Annotated in this window: 32 protein-coding genes; 6 read left to right on the top strand and 26 right to left on the bottom strand. The window is 60.3% G+C overall.

The features are described from left to right. Window positions 1–28 precede the first annotated feature (28 nt). From F451_RS28370 to F451_RS27655, 4 genes are all read right to left on the bottom strand, one after another. Window positions 29–226, bottom strand: a complete 198-nt coding sequence (locus tag F451_RS28370; protein ID WP_240476458.1) for a VOC family protein — start codon at window positions 224–226, stop codon at window positions 29–31. Continuing rightward, complete coding sequence (locus F451_RS25090) at window positions 178–495, bottom strand: VOC family protein (protein WP_240476457.1); 318 nt, start codon at window positions 493–495, stop codon at window positions 178–180. Before F451_RS25090 ends, F451_RS28370 begins: the two co-directional genes overlap by 49 nt. A 75-nt stretch (window positions 496–570) precedes the next feature. Next, on the bottom strand, window positions 571–825 hold the full coding sequence (locus F451_RS25085; protein ID WP_083928383.1) for a helix-turn-helix domain-containing protein: 255 nt from the start codon (window positions 823–825) through the stop codon (window positions 571–573). Then, complete coding sequence (locus F451_RS27655) at window positions 818–970, bottom strand: hypothetical protein (RefSeq protein WP_020680892.1); 153 nt, start codon at window positions 968–970, stop codon at window positions 818–820. Before F451_RS27655 ends, F451_RS25085 begins: the two co-directional genes overlap by 8 nt. Between F451_RS27655 and F451_RS0108270 the strand changes: the two genes are divergently transcribed. Together F451_RS0108270 and F451_RS0108265 are read left to right on the top strand one after the other, a co-directional pair. Continuing rightward, the gene (locus F451_RS0108270; RefSeq protein WP_020680891.1) at window positions 957–1,301 is read left to right on the top strand and encodes an APC family permease; all 345 of its coding nucleotides are present in this window, start codon (window positions 957–959) and stop codon (window positions 1,299–1,301) included. The genes F451_RS27655 and F451_RS0108270 overlap by 14 nt on opposite strands. A 24-nt stretch (window positions 1,302–1,325) precedes the next feature. Then, window positions 1,326–1,598 carry an SPL family radical SAM protein gene (locus F451_RS0108265; protein ID WP_338040025.1) on the top strand — a complete coding sequence of 91 codons (273 nt, stop codon included), beginning with the start codon at window positions 1,326–1,328 and terminating at the stop codon, window positions 1,596–1,598. A 59-nt stretch (window positions 1,599–1,657) separates the two neighbouring features. Here the strand turns inward: F451_RS0108265 and F451_RS28790 are convergent, their stop codons facing one another. Together F451_RS28790 and F451_RS0108255 are read right to left on the bottom strand one after the other, a co-directional pair. Then, window positions 1,658–1,849: a SpoIIAA family protein gene (locus F451_RS28790; protein ID WP_420835273.1), complete on the bottom strand. Its 192-nt coding sequence runs from the start codon at window positions 1,847–1,849 to the stop codon at window positions 1,658–1,660. 110 nt (window positions 1,850–1,959) lie between these two features. Continuing rightward, window positions 1,960–2,163, bottom strand: coding sequence for a CsbD family protein (locus tag F451_RS0108255; protein WP_020680888.1), 204 nt, complete (start codon window positions 2,161–2,163; stop codon window positions 1,960–1,962). A 154-nt stretch (window positions 2,164–2,317) separates the two neighbouring features. Here F451_RS0108255 and F451_RS27140 point away from each other — a divergent pair, with 154 nt between their 5' ends. Then, window positions 2,318–2,644 carry a transposase gene (locus F451_RS27140; RefSeq protein WP_083928381.1) on the top strand — a complete coding sequence of 109 codons (327 nt, stop codon included), beginning with the start codon at window positions 2,318–2,320 and terminating at the stop codon, window positions 2,642–2,644. A 186-nt stretch (window positions 2,645–2,830) separates the two neighbouring features. On the opposite strand, the gene F451_RS0108245 is transcribed toward F451_RS27140, so the two are convergent. Beyond that, on the bottom strand, window positions 2,831–3,034 hold the full coding sequence (locus tag F451_RS0108245; protein ID WP_020680886.1) for a CsbD family protein: 204 nt from the start codon (window positions 3,032–3,034) through the stop codon (window positions 2,831–2,833). Between the two features lie 400 nt (window positions 3,035–3,434). Between F451_RS0108245 and F451_RS0108240 the strand changes: the two genes are divergently transcribed. Both F451_RS0108240 and F451_RS0108235 read left to right on the top strand, forming a co-directional pair. Next, on the top strand, window positions 3,435–3,995 hold the full coding sequence (locus F451_RS0108240; protein ID WP_020680885.1) for a lipid-binding SYLF domain-containing protein: 561 nt from the start codon (window positions 3,435–3,437) through the stop codon (window positions 3,993–3,995). A gap of 143 nt (window positions 3,996–4,138) precedes the next feature. Beyond that, window positions 4,139–4,330 (top strand): Thivi_2564 family membrane protein, encoded by a 192-nt coding sequence (locus tag F451_RS0108235; RefSeq protein ID WP_020680884.1) that lies wholly within the window; start codon window positions 4,139–4,141, stop codon window positions 4,328–4,330. 90 nt (window positions 4,331–4,420) lie between these two features. Here the strand turns inward: F451_RS0108235 and F451_RS0108230 are convergent, their stop codons facing one another. The 19 genes from F451_RS0108230 to F451_RS25070 all read right to left on the bottom strand — a co-directional run bounded on the left by F451_RS0108230 (window position 4,421) and on the right by F451_RS25070 (window position 19,487). Further along, on the bottom strand, window positions 4,421–6,259 hold the full coding sequence (locus F451_RS0108230) for a PHA/PHB synthase family protein (protein WP_020680883.1): 1,839 nt from the start codon (window positions 6,257–6,259) through the stop codon (window positions 4,421–4,423). Window positions 6,260–6,662: 403 nt separating this feature from the next. Beyond that, window positions 6,663–7,898 (bottom strand): cardiolipin synthase ClsB, encoded by a 1,236-nt coding sequence (gene clsB / locus F451_RS0108225; protein WP_205623993.1) that lies wholly within the window; start codon window positions 7,896–7,898, stop codon window positions 6,663–6,665. Between the two features lie 12 nt (window positions 7,899–7,910). Continuing rightward, on the bottom strand, window positions 7,911–8,285 hold the full coding sequence (locus tag F451_RS0108220) for a SpoIIAA family protein (RefSeq protein ID WP_020680881.1): 375 nt from the start codon (window positions 8,283–8,285) through the stop codon (window positions 7,911–7,913). 124 nt (window positions 8,286–8,409) lie between these two features. Next, complete coding sequence (locus tag F451_RS0108215) at window positions 8,410–9,297, bottom strand: F0F1 ATP synthase subunit gamma (RefSeq protein WP_020680880.1); 888 nt, start codon at window positions 9,295–9,297, stop codon at window positions 8,410–8,412. Beyond that, complete coding sequence (locus tag F451_RS0108210; protein WP_020680879.1) at window positions 9,294–10,940, bottom strand: alternate F1F0 ATPase, F1 subunit alpha; 1,647 nt, start codon at window positions 10,938–10,940, stop codon at window positions 9,294–9,296. The genes F451_RS0108215 and F451_RS0108210 overlap by 4 nt, the downstream gene beginning before the upstream one ends. After that, on the bottom strand, window positions 10,937–11,809 hold the full coding sequence (locus tag F451_RS25080; protein WP_020680878.1) for a F0F1 ATP synthase subunit delta: 873 nt from the start codon (window positions 11,807–11,809) through the stop codon (window positions 10,937–10,939). Before F451_RS25080 ends, F451_RS0108210 begins: the two co-directional genes overlap by 4 nt. 3 nt (window positions 11,810–11,812) lie before the next feature. Continuing rightward, a complete protein-coding gene (locus F451_RS0108200; protein ID WP_020680877.1) occupies window positions 11,813–12,094 on the bottom strand; it encodes a F0F1 ATP synthase subunit C in 282 nt (93 codons plus the stop codon). Window positions 12,095–12,117: 23 nt separating this feature from the next. After that, window positions 12,118–12,825 carry a F0F1 ATP synthase subunit A gene (locus F451_RS0108195; protein WP_020680876.1) on the bottom strand — a complete coding sequence of 236 codons (708 nt, stop codon included), beginning with the start codon at window positions 12,823–12,825 and terminating at the stop codon, window positions 12,118–12,120. Continuing rightward, entirely contained in the window at window positions 12,815–13,129 is a 315-nt protein-coding gene (locus F451_RS0108190; RefSeq protein ID WP_020680875.1) for an ATP synthase subunit I, read from the bottom strand. The genes F451_RS0108195 and F451_RS0108190 overlap by 11 nt, the downstream gene beginning before the upstream one ends. Continuing rightward, entirely contained in the window at window positions 13,122–13,457 is a 336-nt protein-coding gene (locus tag F451_RS0108185; RefSeq protein WP_020680874.1) for an AtpZ/AtpI family protein, read from the bottom strand. The genes F451_RS0108190 and F451_RS0108185 overlap by 8 nt, the downstream gene beginning before the upstream one ends. Continuing rightward, entirely contained in the window at window positions 13,447–13,839 is a 393-nt protein-coding gene (locus F451_RS0108180) for a F0F1 ATP synthase subunit epsilon (RefSeq protein ID WP_020680873.1), read from the bottom strand. Before F451_RS0108180 ends, F451_RS0108185 begins: the two co-directional genes overlap by 11 nt. After that, window positions 13,829–15,310: a F0F1 ATP synthase subunit beta gene (atpD, locus tag F451_RS0108175; RefSeq protein ID WP_020680872.1), complete on the bottom strand. Its 1,482-nt coding sequence runs from the start codon at window positions 15,308–15,310 to the stop codon at window positions 13,829–13,831. Before atpD ends, F451_RS0108180 begins: the two co-directional genes overlap by 11 nt. Window positions 15,311–15,456: 146 nt before the next feature. Further along, window positions 15,457–15,777 carry a hypothetical protein gene (locus F451_RS25075; RefSeq protein ID WP_026291607.1) on the bottom strand — a complete coding sequence of 107 codons (321 nt, stop codon included), beginning with the start codon at window positions 15,775–15,777 and terminating at the stop codon, window positions 15,457–15,459. A 94-nt stretch (window positions 15,778–15,871) separates the two neighbouring features. Beyond that, entirely contained in the window at window positions 15,872–16,051 is a 180-nt protein-coding gene (locus F451_RS0108165; protein WP_020680871.1) for a hypothetical protein, read from the bottom strand. A 522-nt stretch (window positions 16,052–16,573) separates the two neighbouring features. Then, window positions 16,574–17,419, bottom strand: coding sequence for a transglutaminase family protein (locus F451_RS0108160; protein WP_020680870.1), 846 nt, complete (start codon window positions 17,417–17,419; stop codon window positions 16,574–16,576). A gap of 47 nt (window positions 17,420–17,466) precedes the next feature. Then, a complete protein-coding gene (locus F451_RS0108155; RefSeq protein ID WP_020680869.1) occupies window positions 17,467–18,261 on the bottom strand; it encodes a transglutaminase domain-containing protein in 795 nt (264 codons plus the stop codon). Window positions 18,262–18,395: 134 nt separating this feature from the next. After that, a complete protein-coding gene (locus F451_RS27135; RefSeq protein WP_205623991.1) occupies window positions 18,396–18,536 on the bottom strand; it encodes a hypothetical protein in 141 nt (46 codons plus the stop codon). A gap of 94 nt (window positions 18,537–18,630) precedes the next feature. Further along, window positions 18,631–18,810 carry a hypothetical protein gene (locus F451_RS0108150; RefSeq protein ID WP_020680868.1) on the bottom strand — a complete coding sequence of 60 codons (180 nt, stop codon included), beginning with the start codon at window positions 18,808–18,810 and terminating at the stop codon, window positions 18,631–18,633. A 122-nt stretch (window positions 18,811–18,932) separates the two neighbouring features. After that, on the bottom strand, window positions 18,933–19,487 hold the full coding sequence (locus F451_RS25070; RefSeq protein WP_020680867.1) for a glycine zipper 2TM domain-containing protein: 555 nt from the start codon (window positions 19,485–19,487) through the stop codon (window positions 18,933–18,935). A gap of 614 nt (window positions 19,488–20,101) precedes the next feature. On the opposite strand from F451_RS25070, the gene F451_RS0108140 reads away from it, so the two are divergent. Beyond that, entirely contained in the window at window positions 20,102–20,815 is a 714-nt protein-coding gene (locus tag F451_RS0108140; RefSeq protein ID WP_020680866.1) for a Crp/Fnr family transcriptional regulator, read from the top strand. Window positions 20,816–20,981 lie beyond the last annotated feature (166 nt).

Here is a 20,981-nt window from a genome sequence, read left to right as displayed (position 1 = left end):
CATTTGAAAACCCGCCGACAAACATCAATCAGCCTTCCTGGGCGAACAGATTCTGTGCCCGCGCGGCGATCTGTGCTTCGCTCAGATCCTCGATGTGTGTCGACAGGAACCACACATGGCCGTAAGGGTCCTTGAGGCTGCCCAGGCGATCACCGTAGAACTGATCCTTCACCGGGCTTAACACGGTGGCACCGGCCGCCACCGCCTGGGCAAAACGGGCATCCACATCCTCCACATACAGGTGGATGCCAAAGGAGGCCCCCCCAGGGTTGCGGGGCTGTGAAACTGGGATTCGCCGCACTCGTCCGACAGCATGATGTTACTGTCACCAATGCAAATTTCCGCGTGGCCGACGCCACCGTCCGGCATGCTCAGGCGAAAGCGCTCCGTGGCGCCAAATGCCTGCTTGTAGAATTCGATCGCCTGCGCCGCACCCTTGATCGCGAGGTAGGGTGTCACGGTATGAAAGCCCTCGGGAATCGTCTTGACGCTCATGATCTGTGCTCCTGCGTAACATTGGAATGACTGCAGCTAAAGCGTAGCCCCAATGCGGCACCCGGGTAGCCGACCTCAGGGCGTGAAGCGCCCCCCGGCATCCCCCAGCAGGCCGTTTTCGATGGCGTAACGCGTCAGCTCGGCGGCGTTGTTGAGATTGAGTTTCCTGCGGATATTGGCGCGGTGGTTATCAACCCTGCGCTTGCTGATAGTCAGGCGTGCGGCGATGGCGTCGCTGCCCAGCCCCTCGGCCACGAGCACGAGCACGAGCACCTCGCGCTCCCGTTCGCTCAGGGGGTCCGTCGGCACGCCAGGCGAGCTCCTACGCAATGGATGGGCTCACGAAGCGCTGCCCGCGGCAGGCCCCCTGGATCGCGTTCACCAGATCATCGGCGGCGTCGCGCTTGAGGACATAGCCATCGATTTTGGCGATGGCGACCGCACGCTTCAACACCCCGTACGTGACCATTTTCATTGTTGGCGCCATTGGTCTGCTGGCACTGAAAATGGACGTCACCACCTCCACTTCATTTATCAACTTCGGCGCCTTTATCGCCTTTACCTTTGTAAATCTGTGCGTCATCGCCGAATATTTCCGCCTGCCGGCCACAAGCCGTACCTTGAGCACCAAACTAAGCCACCTGATAATGCCCACCGTCGGTGCCCTCTGCGTGCTCAAATTGCTGGTCAGCCTAGACGAAAATGCTGTCCTGCTCGGCGGCATTTGGCTCGCCGTTGGCGCCGCCTACCTTGGCTACCTGGTTGCCAGCGGCCGCCAGCTCAGCCTGGACATGAAAGAAGGCTGATTCCACTCGGGAGAGCATCGGCGCATCACCCGCGATCTGGATATCCTCGCCGAAATGGCGCAAAAGCAGCTCTGTTTGGTGATGGTCAGCATGACGACGCTGGACCCGCAGCTCAGGCGCACGCTCGAACCCCGTGCCGCCGGGCCTCGCACCCGGCTCAACGCCATCCGCGCGCTGACCGATGCAGGCATACCGGTGGGTGTGCTGGTTGCACCGCTGATTCCGATGGTCAATGACCGGGAGCTCGAGTCAATTCTGGAGGCAAGTGCCACGGCCGTCGCCCGTTCGGCAAGCTAGATTTTCATACGCCTGCCCCACGAAGTGAAAGACCTGTTCCGCGAGTGGCTGGACTGCCATTACCCCGAGCGTGCCTCGGCGGCATCATTGTGATCGAAGTAGCGGACCTGGGCTTTGGTGAACGGCTTGCAGAACGTGGCCATACCCTGTTGCCACTGTTTTTCCCCGACCATCGCCAGTCGTTCAATGTCGGCGAAATGTTTGACGCCGAATTTCAGGCCTTCAGTCCCCGCAACTAACTGCCCTACCACGGCCGCGGCGCAGACCCGCCGCAGCCTTGGGAGGGCAGCCACGGCCTGGGCAAAACGGGGATCGACATGACTCCACGTACGCGGGCCGCTTCCCGGGTGACGGATGCCGGTTAATCCTTTGTTTGATCTTCAAACCGCCTGATCTGCTGTTCGGCTTCGTCTTTCGATACGCCATAAGCCTCCAGGATCCTGCCCGCCAGCTCGGCACGTTTGACGGCAATCTCGTCGAGGTGATCGTCGGTGAGCTTGTCCCTCTGTGCGTTCACCTTGCCCTTGAACTGCTTCCAGTTGCCTTCAATGATTTTGAACTGCATATCGCATGCTTCCTGTTCCGGATCTCGGGGAAGAAATCACCAATCGATGTCTCCATTTGTAGCCGTACAAGCCTAATCAGATAACCAGCCCCCGTCGGTACGGTGACGCACGCAGAAGCACTTTCATGCCGGCGCCGTCGGGACAGGAGCCGATATCGGGGCCTGTTGCGCGCCATCAACAACCGTCTACCTCCTTAAGGTGCAACTCAAAGCGCGCTGGTATGCCCCCGACGAGGCAACGGCGAGAGTTCGATTGACATGCTGGCGTGTCATGGCAGAAGAAAGTGGTATCCCGGCCCAGCGACGCTGCGCCCATTATCTTGAAGGCATCGTCTCGAGTGCCAGCGATCGACTGAACACCCGTGTTCTGGAAGGGATGCACAACAAGATCAAAGTGCTGAAGCGGATGCGCTACGGTGACCGGGACAAGGCCTGCTTCTTCCTGAAGATCAAGGATACCTTTCCCGGCAAAGCGCGATGAACCCGTTGTAACAGGTACGGATACAACACCACATCCTCGCGCTCCTACTCGCAACGGGGCTGCGCGGCACGGTCTGCCCGTTCCAGCGCTGCAGCGGGTGCTGAGGCGGTGCCTCAGCCGATGTCCGGCACCGGGGATGGACATGATTTCACGGACGCGGCCCGGTCCCCGGCTGACGGATGCCGGTTAATCCTTGGTTTGCTCTTCAAACCGCCTGATCTGCTCTTCGGCTTCGTCTTTCGATACGCCGTATGCCTCCTGTATCCTGCCCGCCAGCTCGTCACGCTTGCCGGCAATCTCGTCTAGATGATCGTCGGTGAGCTTGCCCCATTGAGCTTTCACCTTGCCCTTGAACTGCTTCCAGTTGCCTTCAACGATATCCCAGTTCATATCCAACGCCTCCTGTTCCGGATCTAAGGAGAAATCGCCAATCGATTTCTCCTGTAGCGGTACAAGCCTAGTCGGGTGACAGGCCCCCGTCGGTACGGCGACGCACATAGAGGTATCTTCATTCCGGTACCACCGGGACAGCGAGCCGATATCGGAGCTTGCTCGCCGATACGCTACCCTTGGCAGGCCCGCTCGTGGCGCTGTGTGCGCTGGCGTACAGACTGCCCCCCCCTCAGAAGGCTAGCGTTATTGTGACATCCGGAGCCTCTATCAATGTGCTCCAGACTGTCACTGCACAGGATGCCGTGCAGCGAAAGACCGGTTGCGACATGAAGGCGCGTGATGGACTTCTCCATCAGCCGGCGTATGAACAAGATCCCAACCCGGGAGGAGATTTAACATGTACAGCATACAACGCCACTTCCTCGCGCTCATACTCGCGACGGTCACCATGGTCGCGATGGGGGTGATGAATCAGGCCAGCGCGGCAACCGCCGCGGATTTGGACAAGGATTCACAGCAAGCCCTGCAGACCCTTTACAAGACAGAACCTGTTGCGCAAACCCTTTCGAAGACGGCCAGGGCCATTCTCGTATTTCCAAATATCGTAAAGGCCGGCCTCGTATTCGGCGGCAGCTATGGCGAAGGCGTCTTGCTCAAAGGCTCGACCGTCGCCGACTATTACAGCTCCGTTACCGGGTCCTGGGGCCTGCAAATTGGTGCCCAGTCCTATGGCTATGCCGTTTTCCTGATGACAGACGAGGCGGTCCGCTATCTCGAAGAGTCGAACGGCTGGGAACTTGGCGTCGGTCCAACCGTCGTTCTGGTTGACGAAGGCGTCGCACGGAACCTCTCGACATCCACGCTGAAGGATGACGCCTATGCGTTCATTTTCAGCCAGCAGGGATTGATGGCGGGCATCAGCATCGAGGGCACAAAAATTTCCCGAATCAACCGCTAAACCCGCAAAGGACAGACGCGACCGGCGTCTGTCCTGATTCGCCGGCAGCCTGAGTCGGTTACAACGGCAGCGATGCTGAATCATCAAACCGTACCTGAATATCCGGCTGCGCTACCGAACAATGAGGCTGAAGGAGAATCCACATGCCCCTGATTAATCTGGTCATCGTCCTGATCGTGGTTGGCGTACTGCTCTGGCTCGTCAACAACTACATACCCATGGACCGAAAAATCAAGAACATCCTCAATATCATCGTCGTCATCGCCGTGGTGCTCTGGCTGCTACAGGTGTTCGGCGTGCTGGGGTCGCTGGACAGCATACGTATCGGCAGCTGATTTCGGGAACCGTGCTCTATCAAGTGTCCTCTGACAAAGGGAATAGAGCGGCGCGGCGCTTTCGTAACGCCGCTCTTGTACCGCAATATGCTACTTCATCAGCACATACTCGCCCGGCGCATCGCGCAGGCCAGAATAACCCTTGCCCGGTGCGCCGGTGGCAGGCGGTTTGGATTTTCCGTCCGATTGCCTGGTCAACCAGGCATTCCATTCCGGCCACCAGGATCCCTCCAGCGACGGTGTACGGTCACACCACTCCTGGGGCGAGACGAATTTTTCCAGGCTGTTCAGGGTCGCGACCTGATAGGTACGGTGCGGATGGCCCGGCTCGCTGACAATGCCGGCATTATGGCCGCCACTGGTCAGCAGGAAGGTCACATCGGTGTCGGTAAGCAGGTTGATTTTGTACACCGAACGCCAGGGCGCGACATGGTCCCGTTGCGTGCCGACGGCAAAGATGGGCACACGGATATCGGTCAGGGCGACCGGCCGGCCGCCGACGCGAAAATGCCCTTCCGCGAGGTCATTATTCAGGAACAGCTCGCGCAGATACTCGCTGTGCATTTCAAAGGGCATGCGCGTCGCGTCGCTATTCCAGGCCATCATATCGTTTGGCGGCGTGCGCTCTCCCAGCAGGTAGTTCTCGATCATGTGCGACCAAAACAGATCGCGCGAGCGCAACAGCTGGAAGGTGCCCGTCATCTTCCGACGGTCGAGATAGCCTTTCTCCCACATGGTGTCCTCAAGCCATGCAAGCTGGCTTTCGTCGATAAACATCAGCAACTCTCCGGCTTCCTCGAAGTCGACCTGGGCCGCGAAGAGCGTGACGCTCTTCAGCCGATCATCGCCGTCCCGCGCCATCGCCGCCGCCGCAATGGACAGCAACGTGCCGCCAAGACAGTACCCGACGGCATGGATTTTCTGCTTCGGCACGATCGCATTAATCGCTTCTAGGGCATCCATGATACCGAGCTCTCGATAATCCCTGTTGCCGAGATCACGGTCCTCCGAGCCTGGATTTTTCCATGAAATCATGAAAACAGTATGTCCCTGGTCGACCAGATATTTCACCAGCGAGTTTTCCGGCGAAAGATCGAGAATGTAGTATTTCATGATCCATGCCGGAACAATCAGCAACGGCTCGGCATACACATCAGATGTGGCCGGCGCATACTGGATCAGTTCAATCAAGCGGTTTTGATAAACAACCTTGCCTGGGGTCACGGCAATGTTCTCGCCCACCTCATAGGCCTCCATCCCGGCGGCAGGCTGCTTCGCAACAAGCCGCTGCCAGTCATCCATTAAATTCTGAGCGCCCCGGAGGAAGTTAAGCCCGCCCTGCTCCGCGGCGGCTTTCATGATCCGCGGATTGGTCAGGGGGAAATTGAGCGGCGACCACATATCCAGAATCTGCCGGGCAATAAAGGGCCGCACAGCAGCATGGTGCTGGCTCATGCCTCGCACATTAGTGGCCTCCTGCCACCACCGCTCGGTTAGCAGGAAACCCTGCTGGTACAGGTTAAAGGGCCATTCATTCCAGCCCGGATCGACAAAGCGGCGATCCTGCGGCAGCGGCTCGGCGCAACATTCCATGGGCTGCGATCCATACGACTGCCGCAGAATAAAATCCGCCAGACGCGTCATCTTGTCCGTTGCACTGCCGGCCAGTTCAGCCTGCTTTCCAGGGGCAAGCGCGAGATGGGTCAGCCAGTCGGCATAGGTCAGGCCCAGCGCCGCCGGAGACAGGCCATATACCCGCCCCATGGTTGCATGCAGCAGGCGGTCGAGCAGCGGCACATCTTCATCGGCCAGCGCCTTAACGGGCGGCAGTTTGCGATGCGGGCCGCAGAACGTATTTTGAGCCGTTGCCGTTTCATTTGGCGCTGGCGTTGGAACTTCGTGGGATTTTGTTTTAGGTTTTTTAGTCATGTTTTCTCCTGCTCCGGTCACCCGGAGTCTCGACTATTAACGCCCTAGCAGCCTGTCGGACTTGACCGATCGTAGCGAGGGAATGGCCGTTTTGTTCAGCACATCCCTGTGCTTCACCCCTTCGGGGTTTGCACATTCAATCGCTCCCGGCGATTGAATGAGGCAATTTTGGGGCTCTTTTGAGGCGATAAATCGGCAGGATTGCCGATTTGCACAGCGTTAGCTGCCCACCGGGCAAGCTACAGGGATGTAGCTTGTGAATAGTGGTTCTATTTAACGAAAAAGAGTACAGAAAATGACCAAAATCGGCTTTTCCGCACGACTGCATGGATGCAGGAGGTAGGGCGAAGCAGGATGCCAGAGCCGAGTAGATCAGTGTTAAGTCCGACAGGCTGCCAGACATTTACTCGTTCCTGGCCCGGTCGATTTCACGCGCATAACCACTGAGTCCTCTCATCAAACGCAGCAGTCCGTAGCTGAACCAGCTGAAGAAGCGTAAATAGACGGGCTGCTGCTTCCAGCTTTCCGACAGTATCCGCCAGCCATCGGTTTTGACGGTCTCTTTCAGTATCCGGGCAAAGTTGCCGCCAAAGGCCTCGTCGTCAACGACCAGGTTGGCCTCGAGCGAAAGCAACAGGCTGAACGGATCTATATTCGAAGACCCTATGGTCGCCCAATGGGCGTCGATCACCGCCACCTTGGCGTGGAGAAAGCTCTTGTGGTATTCGTAAATCTCGATACCCGCATCAAGGAGAGTGCCATAGAGCGCCCGTACGGCGTAATGTTCGAGACGATATTCCACTTTTCCCTGCAACAGCAGAACCACCCGCACCCCGCGCTGGATCGCACCGACCAGTGCATGGCGGAATTCGCGCCCAGGCAGAAAATAGGCATGGGCAAGAATGATCTCGGATCGCGCCTGCCGGATCGCCTGCAGGTAGGCGGCCTCAATGTCGCGGCGATGGCGGACATTGTCTCTGGTCAAAAAAGCCGCGCTCACGGATCCCCCGGTGGCGGTCGGGTGCGGCACCTCGCTCCGGTGGGCCCAGTCCTTGCGCAAGGAAAACCAGGCCACCCTTGACCAGAGCCGCGAGGTTGAGCGCAGAATCGTCTCCACCAGAGGCCCCTCCACGGCTACCGCGTAGTCATGGCGAGGGGCCAGGTCGGCGGCCGCACAATCCGCGATAATATTGATCCCGCCTATAAAGACGATCTGCCGATCCACCACCACGATTTTTCGGTGCAGGCGGCGCAGGCGCTTACGCCGGAATGTCCAGGGCGATATCCTGGGCCGGTAGACCAGCACCTTGACCCCCTCGGATCGCAGGCGCGCGATCCTGTCGGGTGGCAGGTTTCTGGAGCCATAGCCGTCGATCAGCAAACAGACGTTTACACCGCGCAGGGCCGCCCGTGCCAGTGCCGCAGCAATCCGCTGCCCGGTGGCATCGTCCTCGTAGATATAGGTCTCAAGATGAATTTCATGCCTGGCCTGGTCAAACGCGGCTTCGATGGCAGGAAAATAGTCATCGCCGTTCTGCAACAGGGTCAGCTGATTGCCGGCAACGAATCCGGACCCACCCGCCAACCGTTGTGCTTGACGCCGCCAGCGGTGCGGTGTCCCCTGAGGCAGGTCAATCACCCTGCCGGCCTTTCAGTCAGTACGGTTCTCTTTTTCAAGCCATTTGCGTGCCTCAGCGGCATCGCTGTGATCGAAGTAACGGACCTGGGCTTTGGTGAACGGCTTGCAGAACGTGGCCATACCCTGTTGCCACTTTTTTTCCCCGACCATCGCCAGTCGTTCAATGTCGGCGAAATGTTTGACGCCGAATTTCAGGTCCTCCCAGGCCGCACTGACCTCCCAGCCGTGGAACCCCGACATGTCGAACAGCAGGCGCAGTTTTCCGTGCGCCCGAACGAGTCGCTCGAACTCAGGGACAAACTGTTCGTAGTCGGCCTTTACCAGCTTGCCGCTAACCTGAACGATGATCATCGTGCCGCCGTTTTCTTCATGCAGTTGGATGGACATTTCGGACTCCTTGGGTTCGTATCAGGTCATCTTCGCGACGGCCTGGCTACCCGCTTGTACATCAGTTTGCACCCTTTCGGTGGATGCCTCTGTACGCTGGCGTACATACGCCTGCTAGCGCCGCCTAGCGCTTGGGCAGCGCTTCGAAGCCGGAGATGACGTCGAACAGCTCCTCGTCAATGCCGCCCTGACGCACGCGGTGGAAGGTCAGGTGGAGCTCGTCCAGCAGTTCGCCGATGTTGGTGTCGGCACGCTGCATCGCCGCCAGGCGGCTCGCGTTCTCGCAGGCCAGGGATTCGGCGCAGGCCCGGAACAGCGAGATGAACAGATATTCCCGGATCAACGCCTGCAGCGTTATCGTTCCCGCGCCGATCGCCTCGGGCAGGTTTCCCGTCGGCCAGGGCCGTTCGGCCAACTGGCGGCACCAGTTGGCATCCAGCGGTAACAACCGCTGACTGACCGGCGCATAGATCGCCCCGGACGTGGGGCGGTTGTAGAACAAACAGAGTCCGCTGATCTCGCCCCGGCTCAGCCGCGCCTCGCTTTCGACCAGAATCTGCCCGACCAGCCGGGTGATCGCCTTGACCGAGTTCGGCACGCTGAAGTCGCCGGCCAGCGGCAGGTCCGCATCCTCCAGGCGTGCATGCACGCGTTCGCCGACCGCCCAGACCAACGGTGGAATTGGCTGAGACGCCAGCGTCTGGCGGGCATAATCGGTGACGACGTCGTTGAATTGCCCCACCAGTCCCTGGTCGGAGCCAAAGACCACAGCCCCCAACGCGCGCTCTTTGGCATTGACGGCTTCGGTTGTCATCGATTGCAGGGTATCGGAGCCGCGAAAACAGACGCTCAACCCCAGCTCCACGCTGCGAGCGTACTCCCCCAGCGCACGCACTGCCTGCTCGTACTGACTGATACTCGACGCTGCCAGCGCCTTCATGGTGCGGACCACGGACTGCAGCTCCGTGGCGCTATCGATCTTGCGGCGCAGGCTTCCCGTGGTATTGCTCACTCCCTTTCTCCGGTTGGCTCGGGTTGCGGGGGCTCAAGTTGCAGGGGCTCGGGTTTCTCGGGCACTGGTTTTCCCGGCTCGACTTGAAGGGGCTCGGATGGCGATGGCTCGGGTTCAGGCGCTAAGGCGTCGAGGGCCGCTCGGGCTTGCGCGAGGAGGGTGGCGCGATCGGCATCGCTGAGGCTGTCGGCGCTGTCCAGTCGTGCACCGACCTCGTTCGCCATCTCACTGCCTGCCGTGCTCACCCCAGACTCCGCCTCTGCCATCCGTTCCAGCGGCACCGGATCAAACAGCCCCTCGACCAGCGCCAGCAGCACGGTGATCTGCGCGGTCATGGGCACCGGCGAGAATTCGGCCTGCTTGAGGCTGGCGCGGATACGCCTGCCATGCTCGATTACCTTGCGGGTGTCTTCGTCCAGGCGGGCGCCGAAGCGGGCAAAGGTTTCCAGTTCTTCAAACTGCGCGTAGGCGAGTTTGAGATCCCCGGCCACGGCCCGGTACGCCGCCCGTTGCGCCTTGCCGCCGACGCGGGAAACAGATTTGCCGACATCGACCGCTGGCAGCATCCCCAGCTCAAACAGCGACGGCGACAGGTAGATCTGGCCGTCGGTAATGGAGATCAGATTGGTGGGGATGTAGGCGGAGATATTTTGCGCTTCGGTTTCGATGATCGGCAGCGCGGTGAGCGAGCCGCCACCGCATTCCGGCCGCAGCCGTGTCGAACGTTCGAGCAATCGCGAATGGATATAGAAGATGTCCCCGGGGAAGGCTTCGCGACCGGGCGGACGGCGCAGCAGCAAAGACAGCTCGCGATAGGCGCGGGCGTGGTGGGTCAGGTCGTCGTAAACAATCAGCAGATCGCGGCCTTGGGCCATGAAATACTCGGCGATACTGGTGGCGGCATAGGGGGCGATGTAGGTCAGGCCCGGCGGGTCGTTGCCCTCGGTCAGTACCACGACGCAGTATTCCAATGCCCCCTGCTCCCGCAAGGTGGCCACGACCTTCGCCACGGCAGAGGCACGCTGGCCGATGGCGCAATAGACACAGAGCACATCCTTGCCACGCTGATTCAGGATGGTATCGATGGCAATGGCGGTTTTGCCGGTCTGGCGGTCGCCGAGGATCAGTTCGCGCTGACCGCGACCGACGGGAATCAGCGCGTCAATCACCTTCAGGCCGGTCTGCAGCGGTACCGTGACCGGCGCGCGGTCCATGATCGGCGGCGCAGGGCGTTCGATGGGCAGGCGTGCGCTGGTGACGACGGGGCCTGCGCCATCGAGGGGCCGGCCGAGCGGGTCGATAACGCGCCCCAGCAAGCCGTCCCCTACCCCCACGTCCATGACCCGGCCGGTGCGCTCGACGGCGTCGCCGGCCTGCAGACGCCAGTATTCGCCGAGCAGCACCACGCCGATTTCGTCCTCGTCCACGTTGAACGCGATGCCGAACACGCCGTCCCCAAAGCTGACCAGCTCATCGGACCCTACGCCGGGCAGACCGCTGACCCGTGCGATGCCGGTGGACAGGCCGGTGATCCTGCCCACCTCCTGTGCCGTCAATTGCGGGCTGAAGGCTTCGCGTCCCTGCCGCAGACTGGCAAAGGCGCGGTCGAATGCGCCCTGCAGGGTATCGGCTGGCGCGGTCATCCGCGCGGCTCCGGCTCGGTCTGTCCGGACGACTCAGATTCGGATTCAGACTCGGACTCAGGAGCTCGGGTTTGAGCTGGAGCCAGGGCTGCGGGTTCAGCGTCGGGGCCAGCGGACACCGTCAGCAGTTCGCCGACGCTTTTTTCCATTGCCGCCAGATAGTCCGTGATGCTCCAGCCCAGCTTGCGTCCGTTGACACTGAGTTCGATACCGTTGATCAGTTGCGGCGCGGTCTCGAACCGGACCTGGATCTCGGCTGCAAAGAGATCTTCAAGCGCCGCCTGTATCGCACTGCGTTGCGGCGGTGGCAGATCGAAGGCACTGCGAACCAGTACCGGATCGGACCCGGGCGTCAGGCTGCTGACGAGATGGTCACGGGTGGCGCTGTCCAGATCGCGCAGGCGTTGCACGAACACCTCGCTCATGCGCGCCTCCAGACCGATTCCGGCCAGATCCGCCAGCGCCTTGCGCACAATGGCAAAGACTTCGTCCCGGGTGCGGCGGGCGAGTTCATCACTCAGGTGTTGTTGTTCCTGACTCAGCGCTTCCCGGCGTTTCACACTCAGGCTATCGGCCGCCTTTCGCGCTTCTTCGAGCAGCCGCTGGCGTTCCTCCTGTGCCGCGTCCACCGCCTGACTCAGTAGCGTGGCGCGCTGCTGGTCGAAAGACTCATCTTTGCGCCGCAGTTCATCACGCGCCTGCTCGGCCTCGGCCTGTTTCGCCGCCGCGCCGGCCAGCTCAGCGGCGATCCGTTTTTCCCGTGCGTCGATGGCATCGAGGATGGGCCGGTACAGAAAGCGCTTCATCAACCACACCAGGATCAGAAAATTGAGCAGTTGGGCACCGACGGTGAACCAATTGATGAGCATGGTCTAGCGTCCTGCGGCCTGAGCGAGGGCGTAATTCCAGAACGGATTGGCAAAAATGAGAATCATCGAGACCACGAAGCAGTAGATCGCCGTGGACTCGATCATTGCCAGACCGACAAACAGGGTTCGGGTAATGGTGGCGGCAGCGTCGGGCTGCTGCGCCAGCGATGTGAGTGCCGTCGCCACCGCCCGGCCTTCCGCAAGCGCCGGGCCCATGGTGCCGAAACCGGTGGTCAGACCGGCGATGAGTATCGAGGCCAGGGCAATGAGGGTCATGCTATCCATAGGATCTCCTTAGTTTAATCAGGTTATTTTTCGGGGCTGAGCTGCGCCTCAAGTCCGCTGCTCCGGGCGCGCACCCGCGTGGCGGCGGCGATATAAACCGCGGCCAGGATGCTGAAAATGTAGGCCTGTACCATGCCCGTGAGCAGGCCGAGCAGCGTCATCACGATCGGAAAGACGAACGGCGTAATACTGAGCAAAATGCCGATGATCATCGCGCCGCTCATCATGTTGCCGAACAGACGGACCGCCAGGGCCAGCGTGCGCGACAATTCGCTGATGAGATTGAACGGCAACATGATGAAGGTCGGCTGCACATAGGACCGCAGGTAGTTGGCCAGTCCCTGCTCCGCGATGCCGAACAGCGGCACCGCCACAAACACGCACAGCGCCAGTGCCACGGTGGTCGACAGGGAACCGGTCGGCGGCTGGTAGCCAGGAATAACGGTAAACAGGCTGGCGGTGGCGACGAACAGGAACAGCGTGCCGAGGAAACTGAGATAGGTCCGAGGATGGGACAGGCCGACCTCCTCGATCTGTTTCACGATCGCGGTCACGATGATCTCCAGCAGATTTTGCCAGCGGGAACGGGTCAGCCCGGTGCTGAGCTTGCGGGTGATCAGTTTGGCACCGATGGCCAGCACCAGCATCAGCAGCCAGGTATACACAATGGTGGCGTTGAGCTGGACAATGCCCCACTGCCAGAGCACGATCTCGTCGGGACTAAGGGGCATGACCGGCCTCCCTTGCTGCAGCAGGCGACTGCTCCAGTGGCGGGCCGGCGAAACGTGTCAGGATAAAACGCCCGATGACGAACCCCAGCAGACACACCAGCAAGCGCTGCCAGTCGCCGTCGGACACCAGATAGAACCCCCCCAGCACGATCCCCATGCGCAGCAGCAGACTGCCGAGTAACAGCAACGCGGGGCGTCGCGCCGAGAAACTCCGGCGAATCGTCCACCACAGGCCTGCGAAAAAAAACACGCCCAGACCAAAGCCGGCGGCACCGCTCATGACCAGTATCAGCATCTCACTCATCCGTATCCTCCTGTTCGTCGCGCATTGCCTGATCCTCCTTGGCAACCCAGTGCCAGGCATTCAGACAGCCGATCGTCAGACCCGCCATCAGCAGCGCCAGCGTCCACGAATACTGGCCGGGACTGTGCTTGTCCAACCAGAAACCGATGCCGGCACCCAGCAGCGTCGGCACCACCACGGACCAGCCGATCAGGCCCATCATGCCCAGGCCAAACCAGATTCCCGGCGTGGCGTGGCGCCGGGCCTTGAGCTTGCGCGCCGCCTTGGCACCGACCTCGGTGGCGAAATCCGGCGCTTTCTGCCCCTCTTTTTCAGGCTTATCGGTCATGGTTAAGGCTCGCAAAACGGCGCACAAAGCCGCTTTCCAGTTTTGCCATGACCGAACGCAGGTTCTGCTCCTGTGCGTCCAGGGTCAGAAACTCCTGCTCCACCTGGTGGCGCAACTGCTTAAGGTCCGCTCCGGCCTGGGCCCGGCGCACTGAAACCAGCACCTGGGCGCCTGCCTTGACCAGCACGCCCTCATCCACCGCGACAAACCGTTCGCCGTCCGCAGCGGTTTCGTATATCAGTATCCCCGGTACCAGCGCCGCTACGCAGTCTAGGCGATGCGGCAGGAGCCCAAAGGCACCAGCCCGGGTTTCCGCCACGATGCGTGACACGCCGGTTTCCTCGGCGAAAATACCGTACGGCAGCAGTACCTTAAGATTCATCGGCATCGGCGCCCTGTTCCACTTCCGGTGCCGGGGCAGCAGCGGCCGGTGCGGCGCCGGTGGTTTTTTTCCGCTTCGCCTCGTCTACCGTGCCGATCATGTACAGCGCACTCTCCGGGTAGTCTTCGAACTCGTCGTGCAGGATGCGCTCGCATCCGTCCAGAGCCTCATCCAGGCTGACGAGCTTGCCTTTCAGGCCGGTGAACTGTTCGGTGGTGAAAAAGGGTTGGGTAAGAAACCGATCCAGCCGCCGGGCGCGGGCAACCACCTTGCGATCCTCCGACGACAGCTGTTCCAGGCCAAGCATGGCGATAATGTCCTTGAGTTGAGCGTATTGCGCGAGGGTGCGGCGAATCTCTTGCGCCAGAAGGTAATGCCGTTCGCCGACGATACCCGGCGTGGCCATTTTGGAGCTGGACTGCAGGGGATCGATGGCCGGATAGAGCCCCTCACTCGCCCGTTTGCGCGACAGCACTATGGAGGAGGACAGGTGGGAAAAGGTATGCACGGCGGCCGGATCGGTGAAATCATCCGCCGGCACATACACCGCCTGGATCGAGGTGATCGCGCCGGTGTCGGTATTGGAGATACGCTCCTCCAGTTGCGAGAGTTCGGTGCCCAGGGTGGGCTGATACCCCAGGCGCGAGGGCATCTGTCCCATCAGGCCGGACACCTCCATGCCCGCCTGGATGAAACGGAAGATGTTATCGACGAGCAGCAACACATCGCGGTGTTCATCGTCGCGGAAATACTCGGCCATGGTCAGTGCGGCATGGCCCACGCGAAAACGGCTGCCCGGAGGCTCGTTCATCTGGCCGAAGATCATCACCATGTTCTGCAGCACCCCCGCCTGCTTCATCTCGCGGTAGAGTTCCTCGCCTTCGCGGCAGCGTTCGCCAATACCGCAGAAGATGCTGATGCCCTCCTGGTGCCCGATCATGTTGTGGATCATCTCGGTGAGCAGTACCGTCTTGCCCACACCGGCACCACCGAACAGGCCCGCCTTGCCGCCACGCTCCAGCGGCAGCAGCACATCGATTACCTTGATGCCGGTTTCGAACACTTCAGCGCGGGTGGAGCGTCGCGCCAGTGGCGGCGGCGACCGATGCACCGAACGCCACTGAACATCGGACAAGGCCCCTTCGCGGTCGATGGTATTGCCAAACACATCGAACATGCGCGACACAATACCTTTGCCCACGGGCGCTTGCAGCGGCCCGCCGGTGTCATTCACGGTCATCCCGCGGGCGAGTCCCTGGGTCGGCGTCAGGGCGATACCGCGCACATGACAGGCATCGCGCTGAGCCAGCACTTCGATCACGATCTGCTGTTCATCGCCCGCGCGCAGCAGCGAGTAGATCGGCGGCAGATACCGGTCGAAGCGGATATCCACGACACTGCCGCGCACCGAAACCACCAGGCCGGTATTGGATAAGCTGCTGCTCTGTTCTGGATCCTGACTCGCTACCACCTGAGTACTCCCTAGACCTGACACCCCGTCTCTGGGGGCGCAATGCTGTCGACCCGGCCGACGAACGAAATGACCACCATGGCAAGTATCAGCCCGGTGATGATGAACAAAGCGAAGCGCCCGGCACTCTGTGGAATAACCGTTTTTCAAGGCAGCTGCGCAACGATGCTGAAGATAACGGCGCCCACAAAGATCGAGAGCGCGTTCTGGGAAATATAGTCGGAAATAACCAGCGAATAGGCGTGCAGCCTTGCATTGCTGCTGGCTGACGCCCAGGCGGACACCATCGATGCGATGGCAAGGGTGGCAATATCAGCAGCATGCTGGCCGATATAATGGCAAGCAGTGACTCGATCGAAGCCTGGTTGATCGCCATGACTGGCCGGCCGCTGCCATGATCGTCCGCCGCCTTTGCAGGAAACACGGCGGCGACGGACAACACAGCGGTCATGAATGGCCGGTCCCACAGCCGCTCCCGGATGCAAGGAATAGGAAACTTCAGTCGATCACCCATGACAACAGCCCCGTGGCTGGTCAGTGGCCGGGTACCCGTCAGTAATGCTATTTGGCCGCCTCCTTGATATCTTCGCCGGTTTGTTCAATCTGCTCACCGGCCTCCTCCATCGCCTTGTCGACCTCCTTGCCGGCCTGCTCTGCCGGTCCTTCCTTCTCGCAGCCAGATAATGCTGCCAGCAACACTGCCGTAAACAGTAGCGTGCCGGCGGTCTTGAGCCCTTTCATGATCCATACCTCTGGTTGATTCGGACCCGGCCGCTTACTCGGAAGCCGGGGTTGTGTTCCGCGTGCGTAACGATGATAGCGACCGAACAGAGATTCCATGCCCCGGTACCGCGTACATGACCGCTCCATCCGGGAGCTGCGTCGATCATCATGACCATCATCGCCCACTTTCGGGAGGGGCTTCTGTACGCTAGCGCTCATAGGCGCGCACTGAATCAAAGGAACTCGAACTTTGCCTCGCCGACGGCTCCGACACGCCGTGCACACTCACAGCCGGATCGAAGCAGCCAGCGACAGGAGCGATCGGTTTACTGACCACTTTCGATCCAGGGCGGCACCATCCGCCGGGTCCGCTTGCACGCTGCTCAACAGCCAGGTACCCATCAGGAGAATCGAACCATGATATCGGTGATTAAAATGATCCGTGACGCTGAAAATGTTTCCTGATTACCCATATTGCTCAGCCTGCTGGAAGCCCAGGGTCATAAGCTCAGGTCTTGGTTCACCAGGCGGAATCACCGCTTATAGGTCCAAGACCTGGATCTGCACCGCGAAGTCTAGCGCGCTTCTCGCCCCCCCACCGACAAAAACACCAATGACGGGCAGGGTATCGCGTGCGTGCGCCGCCGCCGCGATGGTCACATGCGTATCGGCGACCGCATGACCATGGGTCGGGTCGAATCCGCGCCAACCGGCACCCGGCAGATACACCTCCGGCCAGGCATGCAGATCCCGACGATCGCTCTGCAGGTCGCCTTTCTGATAGCCACTGACAAAACGCGCCGCTATGCCCTCGGCCCGACAGCAGTCGACGAACAAGACCGCCAGATCGCGACAGGCACCGCGCCGGCTCTGCAATGTGAACGCCGGCGCCTGCGGCGCGCCTGAGTGACGGTGGATCTGGGTAAATTCATCGTACAACTGCCGATTGAGGCGATCGAGAAATCGCAAGGTATCACGATTGACGCCCAGGCTGAGTTCCGCCGCAAAGGCGGTCACCGCGTCATCCGCTCGGTTGCGATCCAGATAGGCCCTGGCGCAGATTGCATCTTGCTCGTGGTCGATCGGCAACCGCATTGATTCCGGCGCCAACATGAAATCGAAAGCGTTTTTGCGCAGTGTTTCGACCTGCATGTCGACCTCGATCTCGAAATGTCGGGTTTCGCCCTCAAACCAGACTTGAGTGACGCGATTGCCTTCCAGATCGAGATGTTCATTCTGTCCGTGCGGCGCGGGACTGATATTGAGCCGATGGGCGACGACACGCTGCGAGCCATCGCTGCGCGGGTAAAAGCGCAGCTGCTGCGGGCTCAACCGCACCGGTTGAGAATAGTCATAGCGGGTACGATGTTGGATGTTGAAAAGCAAGCGGGCGATCCTCGTCGGCAGATGGTTGAAGGTTTCCTGATTCCTGCTCAGGGCGAGTCATGGATGCGTTCGACCCGCACCGTCTGCGCCGTGGCAAAAGAGGCGGGGCCGAATTGATTGAAGACCGCGACATCGGCGGCATCCCGCCCGTAGCCAAGCGCCACATACCCGCCTCTTAACGCTGCCTGCGTGGCATCGAAGGTATACCAGCGGCCGCCCACGTAGGCCTCGAACCAGGCGTGCAGATCCATGGGTTCCAAGTGATGGAGATAACCCACCACCATGCGCGCCGGAATGCTGAGACTGCGGCACAAGGCGATGCCGAGATGCGCCAGATCACGACATATACCGACCTGCCTGGCGTTCACCTCCACGGCGGACAAGGTGGCGCTGGTGCTGCCCGGTACATAACTGAATGCGCTGCGCAACCAGGCCTCGATCGCCGCAACCTGATCGTACCCCAACAGCTGCCCCGAGGTGATTTCGGCGGCCATCTCGTTGAAATGGTCGGACTCGCAGTAACGACTCGGCAACAGGTAACAGAGCACGCCATCCGGCAGATTCTGCACATTCACGAAAGGGGCGCCGGGCGCCCTGTCGACACCGTCAGCGACCATCATGTCAGCCACTGTGTGGACCGAAAACCTTCCCGTCGGAGCGACCAGCCGCTGGCACAGGTTTCCGTAGCCATCGGTGAATTCGAAAACCGGCACAACGGGTTCGATCTTGTATTCTTCGCGCGAAACCCATTGATTCGCGCCGCTGCGCGGCCGCAACATGAGAATAAACGGGGTCGCTACCGTGATATCGAACGTCAAGTCACAACTGGCACGTAACCACATATCCTCTCTCCATCGAGCACCAGCATCGAGCACCAGCGTCCGCTCTCACGGGCGGAGAAGGACTCGAACAGCGGCTCGCCGATGCTCTGCCATGCCTGGGCCCACATGCAGCAGGATGCACCGGATGCCATCGTTTACAGCACAGAGATGATCGAGCCGGTGGGAAAATACACATGGCACAGGATCTCGCCGGATTCGTACAGGCTCTTCCCCAGAGGCAGTGAGATCAACTCCAGGCGACGGACAGCACAGCGATATTGAATGACAGTTCCCACAGCCGCTCCCGGATACGATGAATAAGACACTTCAGTCGATCACCCATGACAACAGCCCCGCGGCTGGCCAGTGGCCGGGTACCCGTCACTCATGCTATTTGGCCGCCTCCTTGATATCTTCGCCGGTTTGTTCAATCTGCTCACCGGCCTCCTCCATCGCCTTGTCGACCTCCTTGTCGGTTTGCTCTGTCGGTCCTTCCTTCTCGCAGCCAGATAATGCTGCCAGCAACACTGCCGTAAACAGTAGCGTGCCGGCGGTCTTGAGCCCTTTCATGATGAATGCCTCTTGTTGATTCGCAATCCGCCAGGGAACCCGGCGGACTCTTACCGGCCGCCCCTGCAGGGCAACCGGGATCGACGCTTCGCCGGCGGGATGATGCCGGACCAGACTCCTGCTCAGTACCGCTCCATGACGCCGTTGCTTATTCTGACCCGGTCACCCACACGCAGGTCCGGGTTGTTGCTCAGCAACAGCGTTTGAGTGACACCGTTCTCCATACGCACGCGGACGCTGTATACATCGGTGACCTGCTGTGTTTGTTGCCGGTTTTCCAGCTCATGGCCGATATAGGCGCCGCCAGCCGCACCAATGATTGTCGCCGCCGTGCTGCCGCGGCCGGACCCCACCTGGCTTCCGACCACGCCCCCGACAACGGCTCCGGCGATGGTGCCCATACCCACACCGCCACTACCGTTAGCACTGCTCTCCTGTCGCACCAGTTCGATCGACTGCACGACACCGTAACCCGAATAGATAGTGGTCTGATTATCGGCACCGTAATCCGATGACCTGTTGTCGGAAGATCTGTAGTCGGTTCTGCCGTAATCGGATCTGTTGTCGGACGTGCCGTAACCGGAACTGTTGGACCGGTTGTTCATGGTTTCACAACCGCCCAGCATCAGCACTGCCAGCAGCGCCAGTGCCGAACCGAATCCATACATCAATTTCATGACAAGTCTCCTGCCTAACGTGAAGAGGGTGCAAGCCCTAGCAACCTGTCGGACTTAACACTGATCTACTCGGCTCTGGCATCCTGCTTCGCCCTACCTCCTGCATCCATGCAGTCGTGCGGAAAAGCCGCTTCTCTTATGCAAAGAGGGGTCATTTTTCGTACTCTTTTTTGTTAAATAGAACCACTATTCGCCTCAAAAGAGCCCAAAAACTGCCTCAAAACAGACTTTCCCTCGCTACGACCGGCCAAGCCAGACAGGCTGCTGGAGGCCGGCATCGCCGTCGTTCGAACGAGCATAGCGCTCGCGTAACGATCCCGCGTAACGATGATGACCACCGAGGAATTCCGTGCACCGGTACCGCGTGCGCGACGGTGCGATCCGAAAGTCTGCGTCGATCGTCATTGCTATCATCGCCCACTTTCGACAGGGGCTTCTGTACGCTAGCGCTCATAGCGGCCAAATGCCGGGGCCCTATGTGCGCTAGCGTCCAGACAGCCTCCCGCTTTCGCTTCAAGCTTAAGTGGACGCATCAGCGTCAGGGGCAGTGTCGGCGTGACATATCGACCGTAACCGGTACCGCTTGCTGTATTTTCCACACAAGGAAAATCATTATGCCGATTACGAAACCTGTCGCTGCCGTCAATCGACTGATTGCGGCCTTGCCAGACCCGGAGCGCCAGCGCTTTCTGGCCGGTTGCGAGCAGGTCACATTGACCTTCGGCGAGGTGCTGGCGAAACCTGGCCCCCCCCTGCGTTATGTCTACTTCCCGACGGATAGTTTCATTTCCCTGACGACAATGATGAACGGGCCCGCCCGCCTCGGAGTGATGCTGGTCGGGAATGAAGGGATGCTGGGTATCTCGCTGTTACTCGGCCTGGATCGGTCTCTTATGCATGCCAGCGTACTGGGTCCGGGCCAGGCGCTGCGCATGGAGAGCGCGCAGTTTTGCCGCGAACTCGAACTCAGCGCTGCATGTCGAAGTCTGCTGCAACGCTATCTCTATGTGATGATGGGCCAGCTGGCACAGACCGCGGCCTGCAACCGCTTCCACCTGCTGGAAGCACGTCTTGCCCGCTTGCTCCTGATGGCAGAGGATCGGGCGCACTCAAACCGTATTCATGTCACCCACGAACTCCTGTCCCGGATTCTGGGCGTACGCCGTGTCGGCATCACCAAGGCGGCCGGCACGCTGCAAAACCGCAAACTGATCCGCTACCACCGCGGGGACATCAGGATCCTCGACCGCAGCGGCCTGGAGGCGTCAGCCTGCAGCTGTTTCAAAAGCGACAACTCGCTTTACGCCCAAATCATACAATCCTCGTGATAGCAATCCGACCCAGAATTTGATCACCGGCATGTGCTAGCGGCCAGGCCGCCGGTGACGCCCGCAATGGCCAGTGGCCGTAATCCGCAACCAACCGCCGCAATGTGCGCTTGCGCACAGACGCCGGCACCGAATTAAACGACCATTTAGAGCAATGACGGGGGCA

The sequence above is a fragment of the Marinobacterium rhizophilum DSM 18822 genome (assembly GCF_000378045.1).
Classification (GTDB): Bacteria; Pseudomonadota; Gammaproteobacteria; order Pseudomonadales; family Balneatricaceae; genus Marinobacterium_A; species Marinobacterium_A rhizophilum.
The sequence above is the reverse complement of the archived record's forward strand: the minus strand, read 5'-3'. Positions and strand labels throughout refer to the sequence as shown.